The organism is Terriglobales bacterium (genome assembly GCA_035487355.1).
Taxonomy (GTDB): domain Bacteria; phylum Acidobacteriota; class Terriglobia; order Terriglobales; family Acidobacteriaceae; genus QIAW01.
Genome location: DATHMF010000006.1, coordinates 114,792 through 132,642 on the forward strand (window position 1 = coordinate 114,792; position 17,851 = coordinate 132,642).

At 55.9% G+C, this 17,851-nt stretch carries 14 protein-coding genes; all 14 read right to left on the reverse strand.

What is annotated here, in order from left to right; genetic code table 11:
- Positions 1–5: 5 nt before the first annotated feature.
- Positions 6–1,904 (reverse strand): nucleoside-diphosphate sugar epimerase/dehydratase, encoded by a 1,899-nt coding sequence (locus VK738_01080; GenBank protein HTD21225.1) that lies wholly within the window; start codon positions 1,902–1,904, stop codon positions 6–8.
- 74 nt (positions 1,905–1,978) lie between these two features.
- Complete coding sequence (locus tag VK738_01085) at positions 1,979–3,232, reverse strand: DegT/DnrJ/EryC1/StrS aminotransferase family protein (GenBank protein HTD21226.1); 1,254 nt, start codon at positions 3,230–3,232, stop codon at positions 1,979–1,981.
- 54 nt (positions 3,233–3,286) lie between these two features.
- Positions 3,287–4,024 (reverse strand): GNAT family N-acetyltransferase, encoded by a 738-nt coding sequence (locus VK738_01090; protein ID HTD21227.1) that lies wholly within the window; start codon positions 4,022–4,024, stop codon positions 3,287–3,289.
- 343 nt (positions 4,025–4,367) lie between these two features.
- Positions 4,368–5,609: a glycosyltransferase family 4 protein gene (locus tag VK738_01095; protein ID HTD21228.1), complete on the reverse strand. Its 1,242-nt coding sequence runs from the start codon at positions 5,607–5,609 to the stop codon at positions 4,368–4,370.
- Between the two features lie 17 nt (positions 5,610–5,626).
- Complete coding sequence (locus VK738_01100) at positions 5,627–6,304, reverse strand: PHP domain-containing protein (GenBank protein ID HTD21229.1); 678 nt, start codon at positions 6,302–6,304, stop codon at positions 5,627–5,629.
- Positions 6,294–7,367: an ATP-grasp domain-containing protein gene (locus VK738_01105; GenBank protein HTD21230.1), complete on the reverse strand. Its 1,074-nt coding sequence runs from the start codon at positions 7,365–7,367 to the stop codon at positions 6,294–6,296. Before VK738_01105 ends, VK738_01100 begins: the two co-directional genes overlap by 11 nt.
- Positions 7,361–7,990, reverse strand: coding sequence for a PIG-L deacetylase family protein (locus tag VK738_01110; protein ID HTD21231.1), 630 nt, complete (start codon positions 7,988–7,990; stop codon positions 7,361–7,363). Before VK738_01110 ends, VK738_01105 begins: the two co-directional genes overlap by 7 nt.
- A 62-nt stretch (positions 7,991–8,052) precedes the next feature.
- The gene (locus VK738_01115; GenBank protein HTD21232.1) at positions 8,053–9,177 is read right to left on the reverse strand and encodes a glycosyltransferase family 4 protein; all 1,125 of its coding nucleotides are present in this window, start codon (positions 9,175–9,177) and stop codon (positions 8,053–8,055) included.
- A gap of 12 nt (positions 9,178–9,189) precedes the next feature.
- Positions 9,190–9,873, reverse strand: a complete 684-nt coding sequence (locus VK738_01120; protein HTD21233.1) for a sugar transferase — start codon at positions 9,871–9,873, stop codon at positions 9,190–9,192.
- A 98-nt stretch (positions 9,874–9,971) separates the two neighbouring features.
- A complete protein-coding gene (locus VK738_01125) occupies positions 9,972–11,297 on the reverse strand; it encodes a hypothetical protein (protein HTD21234.1) in 1,326 nt (441 codons plus the stop codon).
- Positions 11,294–12,511, reverse strand: a complete 1,218-nt coding sequence (locus tag VK738_01130; protein HTD21235.1) for a methyltransferase domain-containing protein — start codon at positions 12,509–12,511, stop codon at positions 11,294–11,296. The genes VK738_01125 and VK738_01130 overlap by 4 nt, the downstream gene beginning before the upstream one ends.
- A 72-nt stretch (positions 12,512–12,583) precedes the next feature.
- Positions 12,584–14,506, reverse strand: a complete 1,923-nt coding sequence (gene asnB, locus VK738_01135) for an asparagine synthase (glutamine-hydrolyzing) (protein HTD21236.1) — start codon at positions 14,504–14,506, stop codon at positions 12,584–12,586.
- Positions 14,507–14,524: 18 nt separating this feature from the next.
- Positions 14,525–15,886: a hypothetical protein gene (locus tag VK738_01140; protein HTD21237.1), complete on the reverse strand. Its 1,362-nt coding sequence runs from the start codon at positions 15,884–15,886 to the stop codon at positions 14,525–14,527.
- Positions 15,887–15,991: 105 nt separating this feature from the next.
- Positions 15,992–17,845: a glycosyl hydrolase family 28-related protein gene (locus VK738_01145; protein HTD21238.1), complete on the reverse strand. Its 1,854-nt coding sequence runs from the start codon at positions 17,843–17,845 to the stop codon at positions 15,992–15,994.
- Between the last annotated feature and the right edge of the window lie 6 nt (positions 17,846–17,851).

Here is a 17,851-nt window from a genome sequence, read left to right on the forward strand (position 1 = left end):
AACGATCAAGCAAACTTCGACTGTTGTGCCCGGTTGGCGTGGGCGTGCTGCTCTAATAACGCCGGGGTCAAAGGCACAACTTCAGGCCGTGTCTTCGACTCCGACTCCCACTGATACGCGGGAATGATCTGTTTGACTTTCGCGCGAACCAGATCACCGAACCGGCCGTGAGCGACCATTTCAAGTTCATACAGACGGCGGCGAAGATCGGACCAACTGGGCAGAACGGTTTCTGCGCACATGACTTTCGGCAGCAGCGTGGGCAGACGCACTTCCGAATCGTAGAACAACTCCTCGTGCAGCTTTTCGCCCGGACGCATTCCGGTGTAGACAATATGAATGTCACTTTCCTTCTTGCCTGACATGCGAATCAGGGTCTTGGCAAGATCGAGAATGCGTACGGGCTCTCCCATATCGAGAACGAGAATATTGCCGTGCTCGCCCACCGTGAACGCCTGCAATACCAGCGACACTGCCTCCGGGATGGTCATGAAGTAGCGGGTCATCTCCGGGTGTGTCACTGTAATGCACCGGCGCGTGCGAATCTGTTCCTGGAATACGGGGATGACACTGCCTTGTGAGCCGAGGACATTGCCGAACCTCACCGAAACACAGCGCATGCGCGAGGGCTGGCGCGAACCGACAATCATCTCGCCTAACCGCTTGGTGCAGCCCATGAGACTGCTCGGCTTGACCGCTTTATCTGACGAGATCAGAAGAAAATCTTCGCAGCCACATTCTTCGGCAATTTCTACCAGGTTCAGCAAACCGAAGACGTTGTTCTTGAATCCTTCGTAGGGGTTCTCTTCTGTCATCGGAACATGTTTGTAGGCTGCGGCATGAAAGATCACGCGGACACCGTGCTCCAGGAGCTGCTGACGCATGCGCTTCGTGTCAGTGATATCCGCAACCGAAAAGACGGTTTCCACATCGGAACCGGCCAGGGTATGCTGCTGCAGGTTAAACAGAGGTGTCTCGGACTGGTCCACGCAAATCAGCTTCTTCGGCAGGTAACGAACGATCTGTTTGCACAACTCGGAGCCAATAGATCCAGCAGCGCCGGTCACCATAACGACCCGCCCGCTCAACTTGGAGCGCACGTTCTCTGACTCAAGCCGCACCGGTTCGCGCCCCAGCAGGTCGTCCAAGTTCACCGCGCGCAGCTCAGAGATCGTGACCTTGCCATCAATAAGGTCAGCCAGGCCGGGCAGTGCGCGGAAAGGGACTCCGGAACGCCCGCAGAAATCGGCAATCCGCAGCATCTGCGTGCCGGTGGCTGAGGGAATTGCGATCAGAATCTCACTCACCGCCAAGCGATGCGCCAGCAGAGGAAGCTGGTCAATCGTGCCCAGAACGGGAACACCACAAAGTTTGGTCCTCTGTTTTTCCGGGTCGTCATCCACCAAACCTGCGGCGAGATAGTTTTTGGTCTTCAGCCCTTGCAGTAGTAAGGCTGCTGCCGAACCAGCCCCAACGATCAGCACCGGGGTTTGCGCTCCCAAACGGCGCGCCTGTTTCCACTGGAAGACCATACGCGCACCCACGCGCAGGCCAGCAAGAAAAAGAAAAGCAAGCACCCCCTCCAAAACATAGATCGAGTACGGGAACGAACGGACCCCCAAAAACACACGCTCGACGATGAAGAACATGAGCGAGCCGAGGGAGACCGCCTTCACCAAGTCCTTCAGGTCCCCGATGCCCGTGTAGCGCCAATAGCCATGGTTCAACTTGTAGTAATACATGCCAATCAATCGAATCGCTACCAGGACCGGCACAGCCAAAAGCAGCACTCGCAGGCGAGGCAGGGTGAAATCAAAGCGGAGCAACCACGCCGCCACGAGGGCCGCGCAAACTGTGAGCGATTGCCCCAGGAATATGATCCAATTGCGCCATCGTAGCAGCATGTTTCTTCCTTCCCCACTCTTCCCGGGACGATTTAAACTTCCCATAAATTCGGCCATATATTGGAGTGAGGGAACTACACGCTCCCCGTTGTGGCCGTATATATAAGGTTGGTTCTGTTATGGCGCGTCTGCGCCATGACCTGCTCCACCACCTCGCAAGTGCGCTTGATATGCACTTCGTTGAGCGTCGGGTGAACCAAGAACATCAGACTGTCTTCACCCAGTTCGCGAGCGACTGCGAACCGTTCACGGGGCCGCCATTCCGGAGGGAACGCCTCTTCGAGATAGACTTCGCTGCAGCTTCCAGTGCCGCAGGGCACACCTTGCGCCGCTATTGTTTGGGCGATGCGGTCGCGGTCCCATCCTTCTGCCAGCTCTTCTGGCATGACGAAGGCGTAGTACTTGTAATAGGCGTGGCCGACGTATTCCGGCACCGCCGGAATACGCAGCCCCGGTACACGCGTGAGATGCTCACTCAGCATCGCGGCATATCTGCGACGGGTGGCGACCCACTGCGGCAGTTTACAAAGAGCCACGCGTCCGACTGCGGATTGCACTTCGCTCAAGCGCCAATTAGTTCCAAATGAATCGTGCAACCAGCGGAAGCCGGGAGGATGTGTGCGGCGATACAGCTTTTCGTGGCTTTTGCCATGGTCCTTGTAGGACCACATGCGTTGCCACAGCTCTTCGGAGTTGGTGGTCACCATGCCGCCCTCGCCAGCGGTGGTCATGATTTTGTCCTGGCAGAAGGAGAACGCTGCAATATCGGCGAAGGAGCCAACCGGCCGTCCTTTATACGTTGCCCCGTGCGCCTGGGCGCAATCCTCGACCACCTTCAGGCCACGTTCGCGGGCCAGTTCCAGAATAGGATCCATCTCGCAGGGCCAACCCGCAAGATGGACAACGATGATTGCTTTCGTCGCCGGAGTGAGGACTGCACGAACCGTTGCGACGGTGATGTTTTGCGAATCGCTATCCACATCGGCACACACGGGACGCGCACCCACTGCGACCGCACAACTGGCCGAGGCAATGAAGGTACGGCTGCTGGTGATAACTTCGTCGCCCGGGCCAACGCCGAGTGCGCGCAAAGCCAATTCAAGGGCCACTGTGCCATTGGCCACGGCAACGGCGTACCGGCATCCCGTAAATTCGGCGAACTCACGCTCGAACTGGCGTCCTTCATTGCCCGTCCAATAGTTAACATTTCCCGATTCGAGAACACGGACCGCGGCGGCAATTTCATCCGGCGCGAAGTACGGCCACGGCGCGAACGGCTGCTCCATCGGGAGAACCACCTTCGGTTCATGATTGGCGCAGGCATTCATGAAAAGTTTCGTAACGGGAATGGGTTGACTGCGAGGCATTATTACGAGACGCGACTACGCCTTGGACACTTGGCCTTGCGCATAAACTTGACGATAGCTGGGAAAATAGCTGAGCGCTTCATCATGGGCTATGCCGTAATGTTCGCGGCTATACAGATCCAAGAGGGCGTAATCCTGTTCGAGATGAACTCGCTTATAAATGTGGAAGGCCTGGCGCAGCCGGGAAAAAGTTGACTTGAAACGAAAGATACCATCATCAGACTTGTAGCCTCCGCCGAGGATAAGCCGTTTCTTCCCGGCTTCCTGCGCCCAGCGAATCGTCTCCCAGATCACGGCATTCGTAGGGCGTACATGCTGGAAGGCCGCGTCAGCCCCGCCGAGAAACGAGAACACATCCGTATCATCGTGCAGGTAAAGCGTAGCGGCAACAATCTGGTCCTTATATTCGGCGAAGACAAACCGCGCGTTTTCCGGCAGCTCTTCTCGAAAGGCATGAAAGAAGCTGGAAGGAAAATAGTAGCCCTCCAGGGCGTGATTTCGCCGCATAGTGTCCTCATAGATCCGGCAAAACTCACGGATATGATCATCGGTCGAAGCGGCGAAGATTCTGACACCTTCCTGATTTGCAACGGATATGTTCTTCCGGCAGGAATGCTGAAGCTGTTGGCGCCATAGCTCTTCGGAGCTAAGAGTCAGGTCTACCCATACGATATCGCGATTGTAAACACAACCATTCGGGTTCAACACAGCCCGCGCACTGGACCAGGGATGGAGATGGGCGAACTCGGTCACGATCCCTTCTGACTGAAAAAGCGCACTGCAAAGAGCTGGAAAAGCAGTGATAAGGTCATCGTCAGCGCCGAACATCAGAGGTCCTGTGAAATCTGGCGTGCCTGAATCCCATTTGCCCCTCTCTGTAGTCTTGAACGGCAAGTCATTCGTAGAACGAAGCAGCAGTGGATAGCAAATGCAGGCGCTATCTGATTCCACCACGTAGAGACGCAGAGAACTTTGCCGGAATTCCGCGCATATTCTGGCGTAGCCAATGCTCCCGAATACACTGCGGCTTTCTGGCAGATATCTCAGCCACCTCTCGCGATCACTGGTTGTCAGGTAATGCTCTCGGAGCATCTTCTCAAGCCACCGCTTCGGTGGAGCATGCCTGGCCGGTAAGTTCCACAGCCATGGCTTCAAAGCGATCTACCAGCAAGGGGATGCTGTATGCCTTTTCGATGTAGCGGCGTCCGCGCACTCCATATTCCCACAGTTGTTCCCGCGACTGGCTGGCAAGAAATTCGACGGCACGCGCAAGTTCGGCTGGATTATCGGCTTCTACGGAAATGCCGGCGCCCGAATCACGCACGACATCATCATTGGTGCAGCTTCCAAACACGACGGGACGACCGGCAGCGAGATATTCATAGATTTTCTGGAAGCTCATCCAGCTCTTCGAGGCGCCATCGTTGCGATTGTTGATGATGAATGCATTGGAGCGATGCAGCACCTCTGCTACCTGCTTCTTAGGTACGGGATCGTCGAAGCGGACATTGTGGATGCCTTCGTTTTTCGCTCTTTCGACAAGCCCGGGCTTGTTTACACCATTACCAACGAACCGAATCAGCACATTCTTCACGCCATCTCCCTGCAGAATCTTGGCGGCATCCAGAATCGCATCGAGACTGTTCCACTGGTTGTGCGATCCCAGATAGGTCACTGTGAACTGGCCATCGTCAGGGGCGGGCCGGGGTTCGGGATTCATGCCGAAGTCCACGCCCTGAGGTATCCATACGATTTTTTTTGGGTCGGCACCGTAACGCGACATGAGATCGCCAGAATGTTGGGAGAACATGACAATGCCGTCAGCCTTTGCGTACAGGTAACGCATCGTCCTATCCACCAGCAACACAAACGGATGATGCTTGGGATGACCGCCAACCTCGGTCAGTATGTAAGGCCACAGATCACGTATCTCAAGCACGAAGGGCACGGCGTAGCGAGAAGAGAGCCGTTCGGCAGCGAGCGCCGTAAACGGGTCGGGACTCGACCCAAGAATCAGATCGGGACGCGGCAGCTGCGCGGCCCAGGCTCCTCGCCAGACGTGATAGGCAAAGTCGAACATGTTGGCAACGCGGGACATGGAGTTCGACTCGTAACCACGCGACAAAATGAAAGTAAAGGGTACGCGGTCGAACATCTGACGCTCCCACTTGGCGCCCGGGTTCATGATCATGTGTTTCCGTGTCAGGTGGTTGAAGCTGGAGGCAATGATCTGCACATCGTGTCCGCGGCGGATCAATTCACGAGCATGGCTGTAATGGCGTGTGCCACCCGCGTCAGTTGGCGGCAATGCATAGTGATTGATGAGCCAGATGTTCACGATTCAGTCCTGTGTGATCAGTCTTGCTGGTGCGTTCCGCTTGCGGTGGCAGGCACCTTGACAGCAAACTGTGCCGTCCAACGCTCCAGATCGGAGCGCGTGTGAGCGTCGGCCCCGATGACAAGGGATTCGGGAGACAGAGTCGCGGCCATGGCAGGACTCAGCACACCCCACCGTAAGCTAAGCTCGATGAGAATGCCCGCGTCGCGGGCCGCCTCCAGCATTTTGCGATAGAGTGTCTCCTGCTCCAAGGCCAGGCCACGCTTTACGTACCAGAGGCCGGGATGCACCCAGACAAAATCGATCTTTGGCCAACGGCGAGGATATGTCGCAACGACTTGCAGAAAGGCCTCAAGCAACAGACCAGGATTGTCAGGGAATTTGTGTTCCGCGATTCCAATCACTGCCGCCGCACTCAGGTGCTCGTCGCTGATATCGAGTGTGCCATCGGGCAACAGTTTCGCCTCAAAGCCCAGCACGCTCTGAACAACTCCATCGTTGCCAGCGAGTTGTACTTCGGCGGAGAAGCGCTTTACATCGTACCGAGGCTCGCGCCGGATGTGTTCCAGGAATATCACCGTATCGGCCCCGGCATTTTCTGCAAAATCCACATATTCGGCAACTGTGAGATGCCCGTCGGTATAAGGCGTATGCATGTGGAATAAATAGTGACCACGCCACCAATCAGATCTCAAAGCAGTCTCCTGACTCCACGCCAACTCCACCCCAGTAACGCAGGAATTCTGAAACATACAGAGGCTCCGACAACTTGCCGACCGGGTCTTGGAACAATTCCCTCACCCCGAACCAGATCACATTGGCTCCGCTGAACACGCTGGCAACCATTGTTCCCTGGATTCGTGGGTTGCATTCCAAGACCTTGGGGGTGCCGTCGTGAGCGAGCTTGAATTGAAAACCGAATGCATAGCGAAGTCCAAGCTCGCGGCCGGCAGCCAATGTGTATTCCGTCAAGTCCTCCCGCAGCTCGGTGCGGCTGTGGAACGTGATGCCAGAACGGATGCTCTCACGCACCCGTGGCACCGCGACCGAGAGTTGCGAACCAATAAACGCATCCACGGAGTACTCGCAGCCGGGCAGGTATTCCATCACCAGCAGCTCCGGCCAAGCGCCGCGCCGTAAGATTGCGATCAGTTCTTGCAGGCTGATCTCCAAGCCCTGGGGCTTCTCGGTCAGGAAGCGTCGCACGTCCCAGGCGTCTTCGCGGAGAATCCGTACCCCGCGCATCCCGTTAGACACGGGAGGCTTTACCACCACTGGCACATCTGGATACCCGAGCTTACTCGCCGCTGTGACCAGTTCGTCTTCCGTCTTGGTTCGCTGGCAGACGGGAGCAGGCAGGCTGAGACGCTCGAAGACTTTGATCACCGCGTCTTTGTCATTGGCAGAGGCAATCGCAGATGCATCTGACACCATAACTCGAATACCTGCTTGCTCGAGTTCCGTAAGCGAAGATGCAAGCTTGGCCGTTTCCCGAGTCGTCTGCGGCAAAATCGCTGATACGTTTTCGAGTTGGCAGATCTTCAGCAATGCCCCGATATACTCTGAGGTTTCAGGTGGTGGCACGATGCAGAACTTATCTGTCAGCAACGCGCCCACGACCTTTGCCTGAGTATCCACACCGATGATGCGCACTGGACGACCATCCGGGTTGTGCCGCAGTGCGTAAAGAGTGCCGCGAATGCCGGGCGCACCTGCGCCGGTCACCAGCAAGGTCAGCGTTTCGCCACTCGTCACCATTTGACCCGTATCACTTCGAAGGCTTCCGCATATGCGGCCCGAACCTGCGCGCCGCGTACTTTGGCCAAGCCATAAATGAACTCACTGGAAAAGTAGGGGCGTTGCAGCTCCAGTTGGCTCTCATAGGCCTGCAGTGCCGCCCATTTACTCTCGATATGTTTCTGTTCGAGCACCACAAACGCCTGAGCTGAAAAGTTGATGTGGTTCCATGGCAATTCGTATCCCCACAGGGTCACGTCTTTGAATGCCCGCACCGATTCGGCATGCAGCACTTGATGATCCTGGTGAACGTCGGTGCTGGCGGTGACAAAAACAGCCTCGGGCTGGAGCCGCCGTTTGAGTTGCACCAGCTCCTCCAACACCTCCTGCCGGTGATAGGAAAGACGGCGTACCGGATAGTCGTAGACCAGTGTGCCTTCCGGTTTCACGCCAAGCAAGCCCATGGCACGCGTAAACTCACAGCGCAGCCGACAGGCAGGCGAACCGGCGGGCAGTGATTCCTCTGCAGTAGAGAACGCGGCAACCGATACTTCCGCACCACTTTCGAGCAGCCGCGCAATGGCGCCGCCGCAACCCAACTCGGCATCATCGGTATGAGGAGCCAGCACTAACACGCGCGACACACCCTCGAATAGACTCCGCATATTGTTTTTAAAGTCCGCACACGTGAGAAACGGCGCCTGACTTATCCTCGCCCTGCGGGTTGCAGTTCGGCGTAGGTATCCATGAGACGCTGCGACTCGGACTCCCAGTTATAGGTCTCAGCAACGGCGCGCTGACCGTTGCGACCCATCTCAGCCGCCTGCGAAGGATTGCGGAGCAGCCAGACCAGCGCTTCTGCTATGGCCTCTGGATTGAGCGGATCAATCAACAGTCCGCATGCCGCTGGTTCAATGACGCGCCGGCAGACAGGGAAATCAGAAGCGAGCACCGGCAGTCCGGCCGACATATACTCGAACACCTTGGTCGGTTGTCCGTGCAAGTAATTCCCGTGCGGGTGATGCAGCACCAAGCCGACCCGGGCTCGCGCCAGCAGCGCCGCGACTTGAGGACGACTAAGCTGGCCCAGATATTCGACCACTCCATTTTCGCCGCCGCCGCCGAATTCCGCCTTCGCCCCCGATCTCACCTGGCCGCCGATCAGCAGCCTCGCCGGCATCTTCTTCGCCACCAGATGAATTGCCTGCGTCATCTCTCGCAGTCCGCGTAGGTCCGCCAGGCCGCCGACATAGACCACAACAGGGTCGCGCTTCTCATAAGGCAGGCTCTCGGAACAGCGAAGCTCGTGAGTCCACGGAAAGTTCTGGACAACTCGCGTCTTGCCAGGGCGAAATTTTCCTGCGATCTTCGGCGTAACCGCGATGACACGATTGCAGGCAGCGGAGAACACGGCTTCACAAACGCGTACAGCAATGGCAGCCGGGCCGTGCAGCGCGACAGGCAGCCACTTTTTGCCGCTCATCGTACCGCTGTAATCCTCATGCACGTCGTAGATCACCTTCTTCCCCCGCATTCTCAGGAGAACGCTCATCGGTAACAATTCCGGATCGTGGAAATGGTAAATCTCCGCGTTTTCACGAACCGCGGCCCGGTAAACCTGGGGAACGGTGTGCATCAGACGTTCGCGGCGGTCGCGCGGCGGCGTAACAGCGCGCAGCTTTACACCATCCCGGACCAAATCACCTTCCGAATGCGGTGCAATCAGCGTAACATCGTAACCCGCCATGGCCAGTGACTTGCACTCCTTGTGAAAGATGCGGGTGTCAAATGGAGGATGCACCGAGGTCAAATGGACTACACGGCAAGGCATAACCGTCTCCATCTATCCAAAAGTAAGATCACGACTGAGATTACCGCCATCATTTGTGATTGGGACTGAATAACGAGCCAACTCCGCCTCGCCTGCTTGTTGTTTCGCGTATGCAATCGCTTCTTCCAGCGATTTCGGGTTCGGCTCTTCCCCGAAGAGGATCACTGCCGTTGTTCGCCACAGAATCCTCATGTCGAGCCAAAACGAGCGGTGGTCCACATACCAGACGTCGAGCATGATCCGTTCAGGCCAGGAGATCTCAATGCCGCCATTCACCTGCGCCCAACCTGTCAGACCAGGAGGGATATCAAGACGCCGGCGCTGAAAGGCTGAGTATTCTTCTACCTGCTCCAATACGGTCGGCCTCGGTCCGATCAGTGCCATGTCGCCGCACAGCACACTGAGCAACTGCGGAAGTTCATCAATCTTGAAACGACGTATCCACCTGCCAACGAGTGTGACCATAGGATGGTCTCCCCGAACCTGGCCGACTATAACCGCGGGGAGATTATTGACTCTCATGCTGCGAAACTTCAGCAGCTTGAATGGGCGGCCGAACAAGCCGGCTCGCGTTTGACGATAGAAAACCGGGCCACGATCAATAAGCCAGATCGCACAAGCAGTGATCAGGAAAATAGGCGAAACCAGCAGGAGAAGCATGGCGCTGCCAAACACGTCAACCACCCGACGTACCATCTTGTCCGAAGCCTTTCCCCGCCGTGGGATGTCCCCTTTTGGGAAAATTCGATCCGACTTCAATGCAGACTGCCATCGCGCATGAGTCAAGGGATTACTCATGCGGAGGCCTCGGCCAGAATCGCCAATTGGCTTTCCTCGATCTCGTGCTCTGGCTCTTCGCTGGGCCTGGCCATTGGAGTAAGGTAGAGCAACATAGCTACAGCCAAACCTCCGTGGGTGATCAACACAGTGGTCGGCGCCGAATTACTCAATGCCAATGCAGGCATTGCGGCCAGCAACACCGCCAGTTCGAAATTACGTCGCGCGGCGATAGAATCGTACAGCCAAATCGCAAAGGCCACTAAGAGCGTGAATCCCAGAATTCCGGCTACGCCTAAATCAGCGAAGCCCTGGGCCCACAGATTAGCGTTCGCGTCTGTATTCGAGCTGCCGAAATACACGAAACCGATTTCTCTTGAAGTCTCAAGCACGCTTGCATCCCGATAGAAATGGTAGGCAATCCCGGCATGGGACACCTGCGAGAAGTGCTCGAAGTAGAAACCCGTCAGCAACCCCGGCCCCGCCAGGGTACGGCGTGTGAACAACGAAGAAAAGAACACGTTGCCGGTGACGTGATCGGCCAGCGCGCAAATCAGGATGATCGCGATCAAACCCGAGGTGAAAGCGAAACCAAAGTTGCGCCGCCAGCGCCGCATGAACACTAACACCATCGGCAAGAACACAGCGGAGAACACGACGGTCTTGAATCCAGTCACACCAAAAATGATGGCCTGGCCGATGATTCCGGCAGCCAGGTACAGAACCCGGCGATTGGCGATCCCGAACGCAATCAGAAATGGATTGAGCGCCTGGCCCAACTGTCCGACAGCATAGCCAAGGAGAGCCCCGCGCTCGGCAATGTATTCGCTGCGAATGTCGTACTCACTTGCTCCGGCAAACACGGAAGCCACGTTCGCCAGCACATTCGAGCTCCCATACGTGCACGCAAATCCGAGGCAAACCAACCAGATGAGTACGAATGCGGGCCAGAACAGAGTAGGACTTAGAGTGATCCGGCCGATTGCGAGCAACTTGGCCGAACAAACCAGGCAGAGAACGCCCATGCTTAGTAACAAGGAAATCTGGAGCGGGAAAAGCTTCTCAATCGGCACGCTCAGGCTCAACGTGGGCACCAGAATTGACGGTACGTAGGCAGCAAGATAGAGCCACCACACAATCAAAGCCGAGGGCCGGGAGAGAGAGTACGGCAACAACAACGCCGGCAGCACAGTGAGCGCAATCAGCCAAATCATCGTCCACGAATCGGGCCACGCCAGCCTGTAACCGTCATAGGAGAACGCGGGCGATATGATGACCGCGTATGTCCACAACAGTGCACTCATGTAGGCCCCGGCCACGAAGAGGCTCAGGAGTCTTTTCATTTCGCGCTCCCGGCCATTACGTCATCCACATCATGATCATGTGCTTGCGCAATTCGCTCGACCTGTTCAATCCGCTGCCCGAGTACCCCGACGCCGTACAGCTGCTTGCCGAACAGCCGCCGGTATGTTCCCGGAGACTGCACTGCAACAAAGGCGAATCCTTGATCCTCGAACCATTCCAAGACTTCGTTATAGCTGTGCCGGTGGGCGTAACGTGGAGAGAGCCAGTCGCGTAGACCATGATTTGTATTCGCCGGCTTCCACTTGTCCTTGTGGCGGAGTGTCATCTTGATGGGCACGTGAAAAATAGCAGTCAACATGGCGAAAACAGCATCGCGCAACGGTTTCGGTGAACGACTCACCAACGGCCGCAACACTTTCTCAAAATTCCATTTGGAGCGAAGAACCACCCCTTTAAAGCCCTTCGGAAGCAGGTGTGAATCCAGACTGTAGACCCAGATAAACAGATGCCCGCCAGGGGAGGCAAACGATGCGATCGAATCAAATGCCGCTTTGGTTGAATACGTATGGTGGATTACCCCCTGGCTGTAGACCACATCGAAAGTGGCGCGCCTAAATGGGAGATGGAACAGCGACGCAATCACGAGGTGAAATCGGGGAGTGGTGCGGTGAGTTCGTCCTCTCTGCAACAAGGCGAAGTTCAGATCAACCCCAATAATCTCGGCGTTGCCCACGGCGGTTTGGACTGCCACCGTTTCCGCCCCAAGACCAACGCCTATATTTAAAACCGTCTTGAATTGATCATGCGTCGGCTGCAGCGGCCTTAACCAGACCTGCCGGTTAAGTTCGATCAAGTCGTCAAGGGTTGAAGTAAAAGAAAGCTCATTGTCCTGAAGCCGATCCCATTCATCGCTGAAGGTTTCCTGTACCGATCTTTCGCCCGCCTCCGGATTGCCCGTCGGCATGGTGTAGCCCGAGACCACACCCATATGCTGCTGGTGCTTTTCACTAAATTTCCTGTGAACACACGTGGGAAAGATGAGCATGACGGGGATATACTCCAGCACCGGGTACCAGACGCGGCAACGCGCGCAGCTCAGCACGCCTTCTTTGACAACAGTCTCATGATCCAGCCCCCGATACTGTACTGATTCTGGCTGCGCCATCTGCACGCGTTCTTCGACGAATGCGTTCAGGTTGAGATCGCCGCCGCAAACGGGACAGCAAAGTAAGTCCCGCAATCTGTTCTTCAACTTCTCCTCCTCACAATGCTCCGGGTCCTGAACTAAGTTTGGAATTTGACTCCATAAACAGGCAAAGATCTGTTAGCTGTAAACCACGCCCAAGTCTTCTGTCCATCGGATGAGATTTACCCATCGCCATATACGGAAATCAAAGGGACTTCGACCTTTGCGGACCGACTCCCACTCCTGCTGGGCGATATCAAGGTTCAAAAAGGGAACGTGATGGGCAGCATCGCTGTCCAGAGTCGCGCGTACCCAACTATCCAGCAGCTTCAGCCAACTATCTTCGGGTGTGACAAAACCGAGCTTGTCGCGCCGGTCGAGTACGACGTCGGGCACGATGCCGCGCATGGCTTTTCGAAACACGGCCTTCGATGTGCCATCGGGAGCAATGATGTACTCTTCCGGAAGACCCTGCAGAAAGCACACCAAGTCGGGGGTCAGAAATGGAACTCGACTCTCTACCGAAAAGGCCATGGAATTCCGGTCTTCGTATCGCAACAGGCAAGGCAGGGTTTGACTGACACTGCGCGAGAGGCTCTCCCTCAGAACGTCCCGAACCGTGGTGTAGTTCACAAATGCCGGCCCAACTCCCCGCTCGGAGAACCAAATGCGATTCAGCCACGCTGGGATTGCATCTTTACCCGCGAACTTGCGCGCAACCGATTGCAGAGCAGGCGGCAAGAGATAATCGGCACAGCAGGCCAGCCCCTGATACTTACCAAATCCCTCGAGGTGCGAGAAGCCTTGCAGAAACTTCGCCGCCTGCGACCAGCAGCCATGGCGGAGCAGCGAAGCAAGCCGCGCACCCAGGTAATGCCGGTAGCCGCCCAGGATTTCGTCGGCGCCCTGGCCATCGAGCATCACCTTGATGCCTGCTGCCTTTGCCGCGCGAAACACCTGGTACTGCGCATACGCGCTCGTGCCTCCGAAGGGCTCGTCATGGAAATGCATCATGGTATCGAGATCGGCGGCAAGTTCGTTCGCCGTGGCCCGCACTTTATGGACGTGCGCTCTCGCCTCATGCCCCACGATGTCGATCCAGCGCTCTTCACTGATGGCCTTGTCTTCAGCAATGAAGCTAAAAGCGTGGATCTCGGCGTTGGTATCCAAGTGACGAATTGCCATCACGATTGAGGAGGAGTCAATACCCCCGGAGAGCGCCGCGCCCAGAGGAACATCACTGCGCAAATGCAGTTCAACGTTGCGCAAGAAGAGTTCGCGGACGTGTTGCGCCGCCTCGTCGAAGGAGATATCCAGGTCGCCATCGGATTCGGGCGACCAGTAACGTTGCGGCTCACCAGGACTGCCGCCCTCCAATGATATTTCCAGGATGTGCGCCGCCGGCAGTTGCTGGATGCACGAAAGCAGCGTCTGCGAGCCGAAATCGGTCATCCCGTAGCGCAGATAGAAGAGCAGCCGTTCCGCATTCGCCTCTGGCCGGGAAAGCCCAAATGTCAGCAGCACTTTAATTTCGGACCCGAAGCAGAAAAGACCATCGCGGAATGAATAGTAAAGCGGTTTGATGCCGAAGAAGTCACGCGCCAGCAGGACAATTCGGCGCTCGGTATCCAGGAGCGCAAACGCGAACATACCCACGAAACGCTGCAATGCCTGCGTGCCCCACTCCGCGTAGGCGGCCAGCAGCACTTCCGTATCTGACTGTGACCTGAAACGATGGCCGAGCCCCTGAAGTTCCTGGCGGAGTTCTTTGTAGTTGTAGATTTCTCCGTTGTATACAACATGGTAGTGTCCATCGGGTGTGCTCATCGGCTGCCATCCCGAATTGCTGGTGTCAAGGATCGAGAGACGGCGATGCAGTAACAGCACCTCGGGTTCGCGGTCGGGTGGAGTCCATTCGCGGCCACGCTCAACTCTGGCACGCGTGAACCGCAACCATCCGTAATCGTCGGGACCGCGATGCTCTATGCACTGCAAAACTGCCGGCGCACATGAAGACTTACCCCGGTCCGGCTGCGCAATGAAACCTGCAATTCCACACATGATGATTTTCTCGTTGAATCAGGCAGCCTTGGCTTGGGCCTGTGTGCTGAGGTTTGCCTTGAAACGCGTGATGATGCGAACCAATATCAGATAGTAGGCGACGCGCAAAGCGATGTTGACAATGGTTAGAATCTTGATCGTCTGCATCACTGCCATGCCACGCGACTGCGCCACGAAAAAGACCGTCAGCAGCGACCCTACGTACACCACGTCCCAGATCAGCTTCATCTCCTGGCCACTGAGCACGAGCACGACGCGGCTGACCGGACTGACGACAAACTCCGAGAGATACCATGGCGCAATCACGGCAGCCATAGTGCCGGAGAGGGCCCACTCTGCGCCGAACACCGAGCGAAACAGCGGCGCGCCCCAGAACCAGAGGACCATTGTAGGAATGCCACCCAGCAAGAGCAGGCTGAGGCTGGTGCGACTGAACAGGCGCATGATCCGGTCTGGCGTCTCGCGCACACAAGTAGCTAGGTGAGTATGGAACGTGTCGGCTACAGCGGCCGTGATCAGTACGCTCGGAACGGTGATCGCCCTCCACACCAGCGAGTAATAGCCTCCGACCGAGATGCCGTATAACCGGATCAGCAGCGGAACCGTAAGACCAAGACAAAGCGCGTCGAGAAATGAGGATGGAAGTGAATACAGCGGAAACTTGCGGTTTTGCCACAACACTTGCATCAACTCTTTCCGGCGAAAGCTAGTGGCGTAGCTCCGCAGCACCGGCCAGGCGCTGCGAACCATTCGGGACATGCCCATACAGCGCCCCAAAGCTTCGCCGAGCAGCAACCCTGCCGAATGAAAGCTGGCAAAGCCGCAAGCGGTTTGAAAAATGGCCCGCCCGGCGCTCTGGACCACAACCCCCTGCGACACCTGGCTGAATCGCTCTTCTCGCAGGCACAAGTAGCGCAGTGCGGAAAAAACTCCGAAGGAAGCAAGGGTAAGCACCATGAGCAGCGGTGTAAACCACGGCAAGACGCCATAACCAAGCACGGAAAAGTGGATCAGCACCCACAGAATACTCCCGGCCAGAACACTCATGGGCAACGCCAGGATGAGCGATGCAAAGGTCAGATACGCAGCCTCAGACTCGTCTTTGCCCGAGACGATGCTGGTCTCATATTGCAAGGCTACTGCAACGCCCACCACGCTAATAAAACTAGTGAAGAGGGCCAGCGCTCCGAAATTGTCCGGTCCGTAAATTCGCGTGAGAACCGGTGCGGCGGCAAGTGTGAATATGTGTCCGACGGCCGTTCCGCTGCTCAATATGCCGACATTGCGGACGAACGCACTCGAACGCAGGCGCGCGAACCGCGACGACGGAATGTTGATCAAGGCGCCGCCCCACTGCCTCAGGGTCACAAACGCCGACATTAGGACTGGATACTCATGTTTGAGGGTTCTTGAATCACTGACCTGCCGCCACAGGCGAATTTTTCCGAGGAGATAATTACAGAGCCGCCCTGCATGAGCATGGCATCAGTGTGTAACAGTCATCCCTTGATACTTGATGTTGGCTGCGGTAACGCTGGTGAGGGCGGATGTATTCAATACGATCGTGTCCGGCACTGTGGCGCTGCCCGTACTATCTACGAGAGCCAGGATACGCGCATTCAGGTCCGTGCCTCCCGATCCCGCTCCCGAAATTGTGATGTTCATGCCCTCAGGCAGACAGTCATACCAGAACTGAGTACCCCCGCAGTAGGTAGAGCCAGCCAAATTCGTGATTGTGGTCTGACCCGCTGTCATGCTTCCGATGGCTTGAACGTTCGTGGTGTCGTCCGAACCAAAACCAAGCAGAGGCGCAGTGACTGTCCAGTATGCGGTCCCGCTGGTGTTATAGATCGTATCTCCATATTGACCGATCAAGACAGTACTGGTTGGGTCGGTCACGTTATACGGGATGGTATACGGGGAGACAAACTGACTGGTTTGAACGTATGTGTAGGTATTGTCCGTTCCGAGGATTATGTGATTTTGCTCGTAGAACTGGTAAATCTGATATTTGGGAGCAAATGTGCTCAGCGACGGGTTGAGTTGATTGCCACTGATCGCTATGTCGTAGTTGCCTATGCTCACGAATTCAATCTGAGAAGACCCAACATCGTAGGCGGAGATCATGTCATGAGCAATGTTGTTCTTAATGGTCCCGTGCTGGTTGAGGTACCAGATATCCAAACAGCTCTGGTTCCAATTGTTGCAGGTGTTGTTCTCGTACTTGAAGTATTGCACTGCCTTCGCATAGATTCCACCCGTCTCGTTCCCGCTGCTCGCCCCCGATGAAGTTGAACCGAAGCCGCTACAGGTGTTCCACTCCACATCCACATGAGTGACGGGAACCATAATAGAGTCAGACGATACGGCAATACAGCTACGGTTCCCATAATTTGGATTTGCCGTTGAGTAGACACTGCTGGTAAATGTGTTCCGCAGAATATGAAGATCGTCAGCAACAGGGGTTATCGCTCCGTTTACCGCCAAGCCAGCGTCAACGCCGTACGCCGCATTGCTGCAGGAGTTATTAGTAAACCATTGGTGCTGTCCGCCGTGGGAGTCATAGCACTCCCAGGTCGGAATATTGCTTACGGTATTGCCATCCACCCAAACATATGTGTTGTAGTTGGCCTCACGATAATTTTCGTAGTCCGAGGCTATGATGCCATAAGCCAAACCGCTGGCTGCGGTCGCTGTGCTAACTGTGTTATTCAGGATGGAGATGTGATCGCCGCCCATACCAGCGGCAATGCCTGCATAGCTAAAATTAGTCACAGAGTTGTTCAAGATGTAACAGAAGGAACAGTACTTCACCACGATGCCGTAATATCCCTGAATGGAGTTGACGTTAAGGTTCTGGAAGGTGCAGTTCTTGCAATAATCAGCGCGGATGCCGTCCATTCCCCCAGTGGGGTTGGCTGTAACTGGTGTCCCGTTTTGGACCTGCAAATCGGTTACTTTGATGTTGGTGACTGGTGCACTTGAAGTCCCAAGTACCCTGATAATTTGCTTTGCTCCGAGACTCGAACCGGCAGTCAAAGTGGTGGAACTTGCCCCAGTTCCCTGCAGCCATATATTGGACGCTAATACGATCTGTGTATTGATGGAATATGTCCCGGCTGGAATTGTGATCGCTCCACCAGACGAGCCCAAAGTGGCGACACAGTTGTTAACTTGCGTTCCCATATCTCCGCCAGCAGATGAGGTGTTGCAAACTTGGCCGTGCGCCAGCACGGCGGTCAAGATTACGAGTGTTGCGATTGATACACTAGTCTTATCGCGATTGGAAAACAAAGCAAAGAAGCGGAAAAAACTTCGCAAACAGTTCGGTATTGTCACGGTCCG

Excerpts from the sequence above, each read along its gene's own strand:
- VK738_01080 (HTD21225.1), bottom strand. The coding sequence starts at position 1,904 with ATGCTGCTACGATGGCGCAATTGGATCATATTCCTGGGGCAATCGCTC.
- VK738_01085 (HTD21226.1), bottom strand. The coding sequence starts at position 3,232 with ATGAATGCCTGCGCCAATCATGAACCGAAGGTGGTTCTCCCGATGGAG.
- VK738_01105 (HTD21230.1), bottom strand. The coding sequence starts at position 7,367 with ATGGTGACGAGTGGCGAAACGCTGACCTTGCTGGTGACCGGCGCAGGT.
- VK738_01115 (HTD21232.1), bottom strand. The coding sequence starts at position 9,177 with ATGCCTTGCCGTGTAGTCCATTTGACCTCGGTGCATCCTCCATTTGAC.
- VK738_01120 (HTD21233.1), bottom strand. The coding sequence starts at position 9,873 with ATGGTACGTCGGGTGGTTGACGTGTTTGGCAGCGCCATGCTTCTCCTG.
- VK738_01125 (HTD21234.1), bottom strand. The coding sequence starts at position 11,297 with ATGAAAAGACTCCTGAGCCTCTTCGTGGCCGGGGCCTACATGAGTGCA.
- asnB (HTD21236.1), bottom strand. The coding sequence starts at position 14,506 with ATGTGTGGAATTGCAGGTTTCATTGCGCAGCCGGACCGGGGTAAGTCT.
- VK738_01140 (HTD21237.1), bottom strand. The coding sequence starts at position 15,886 with ATGTCGGCGTTTGTGACCCTGAGGCAGTGGGGCGGCGCCTTGATCAAC.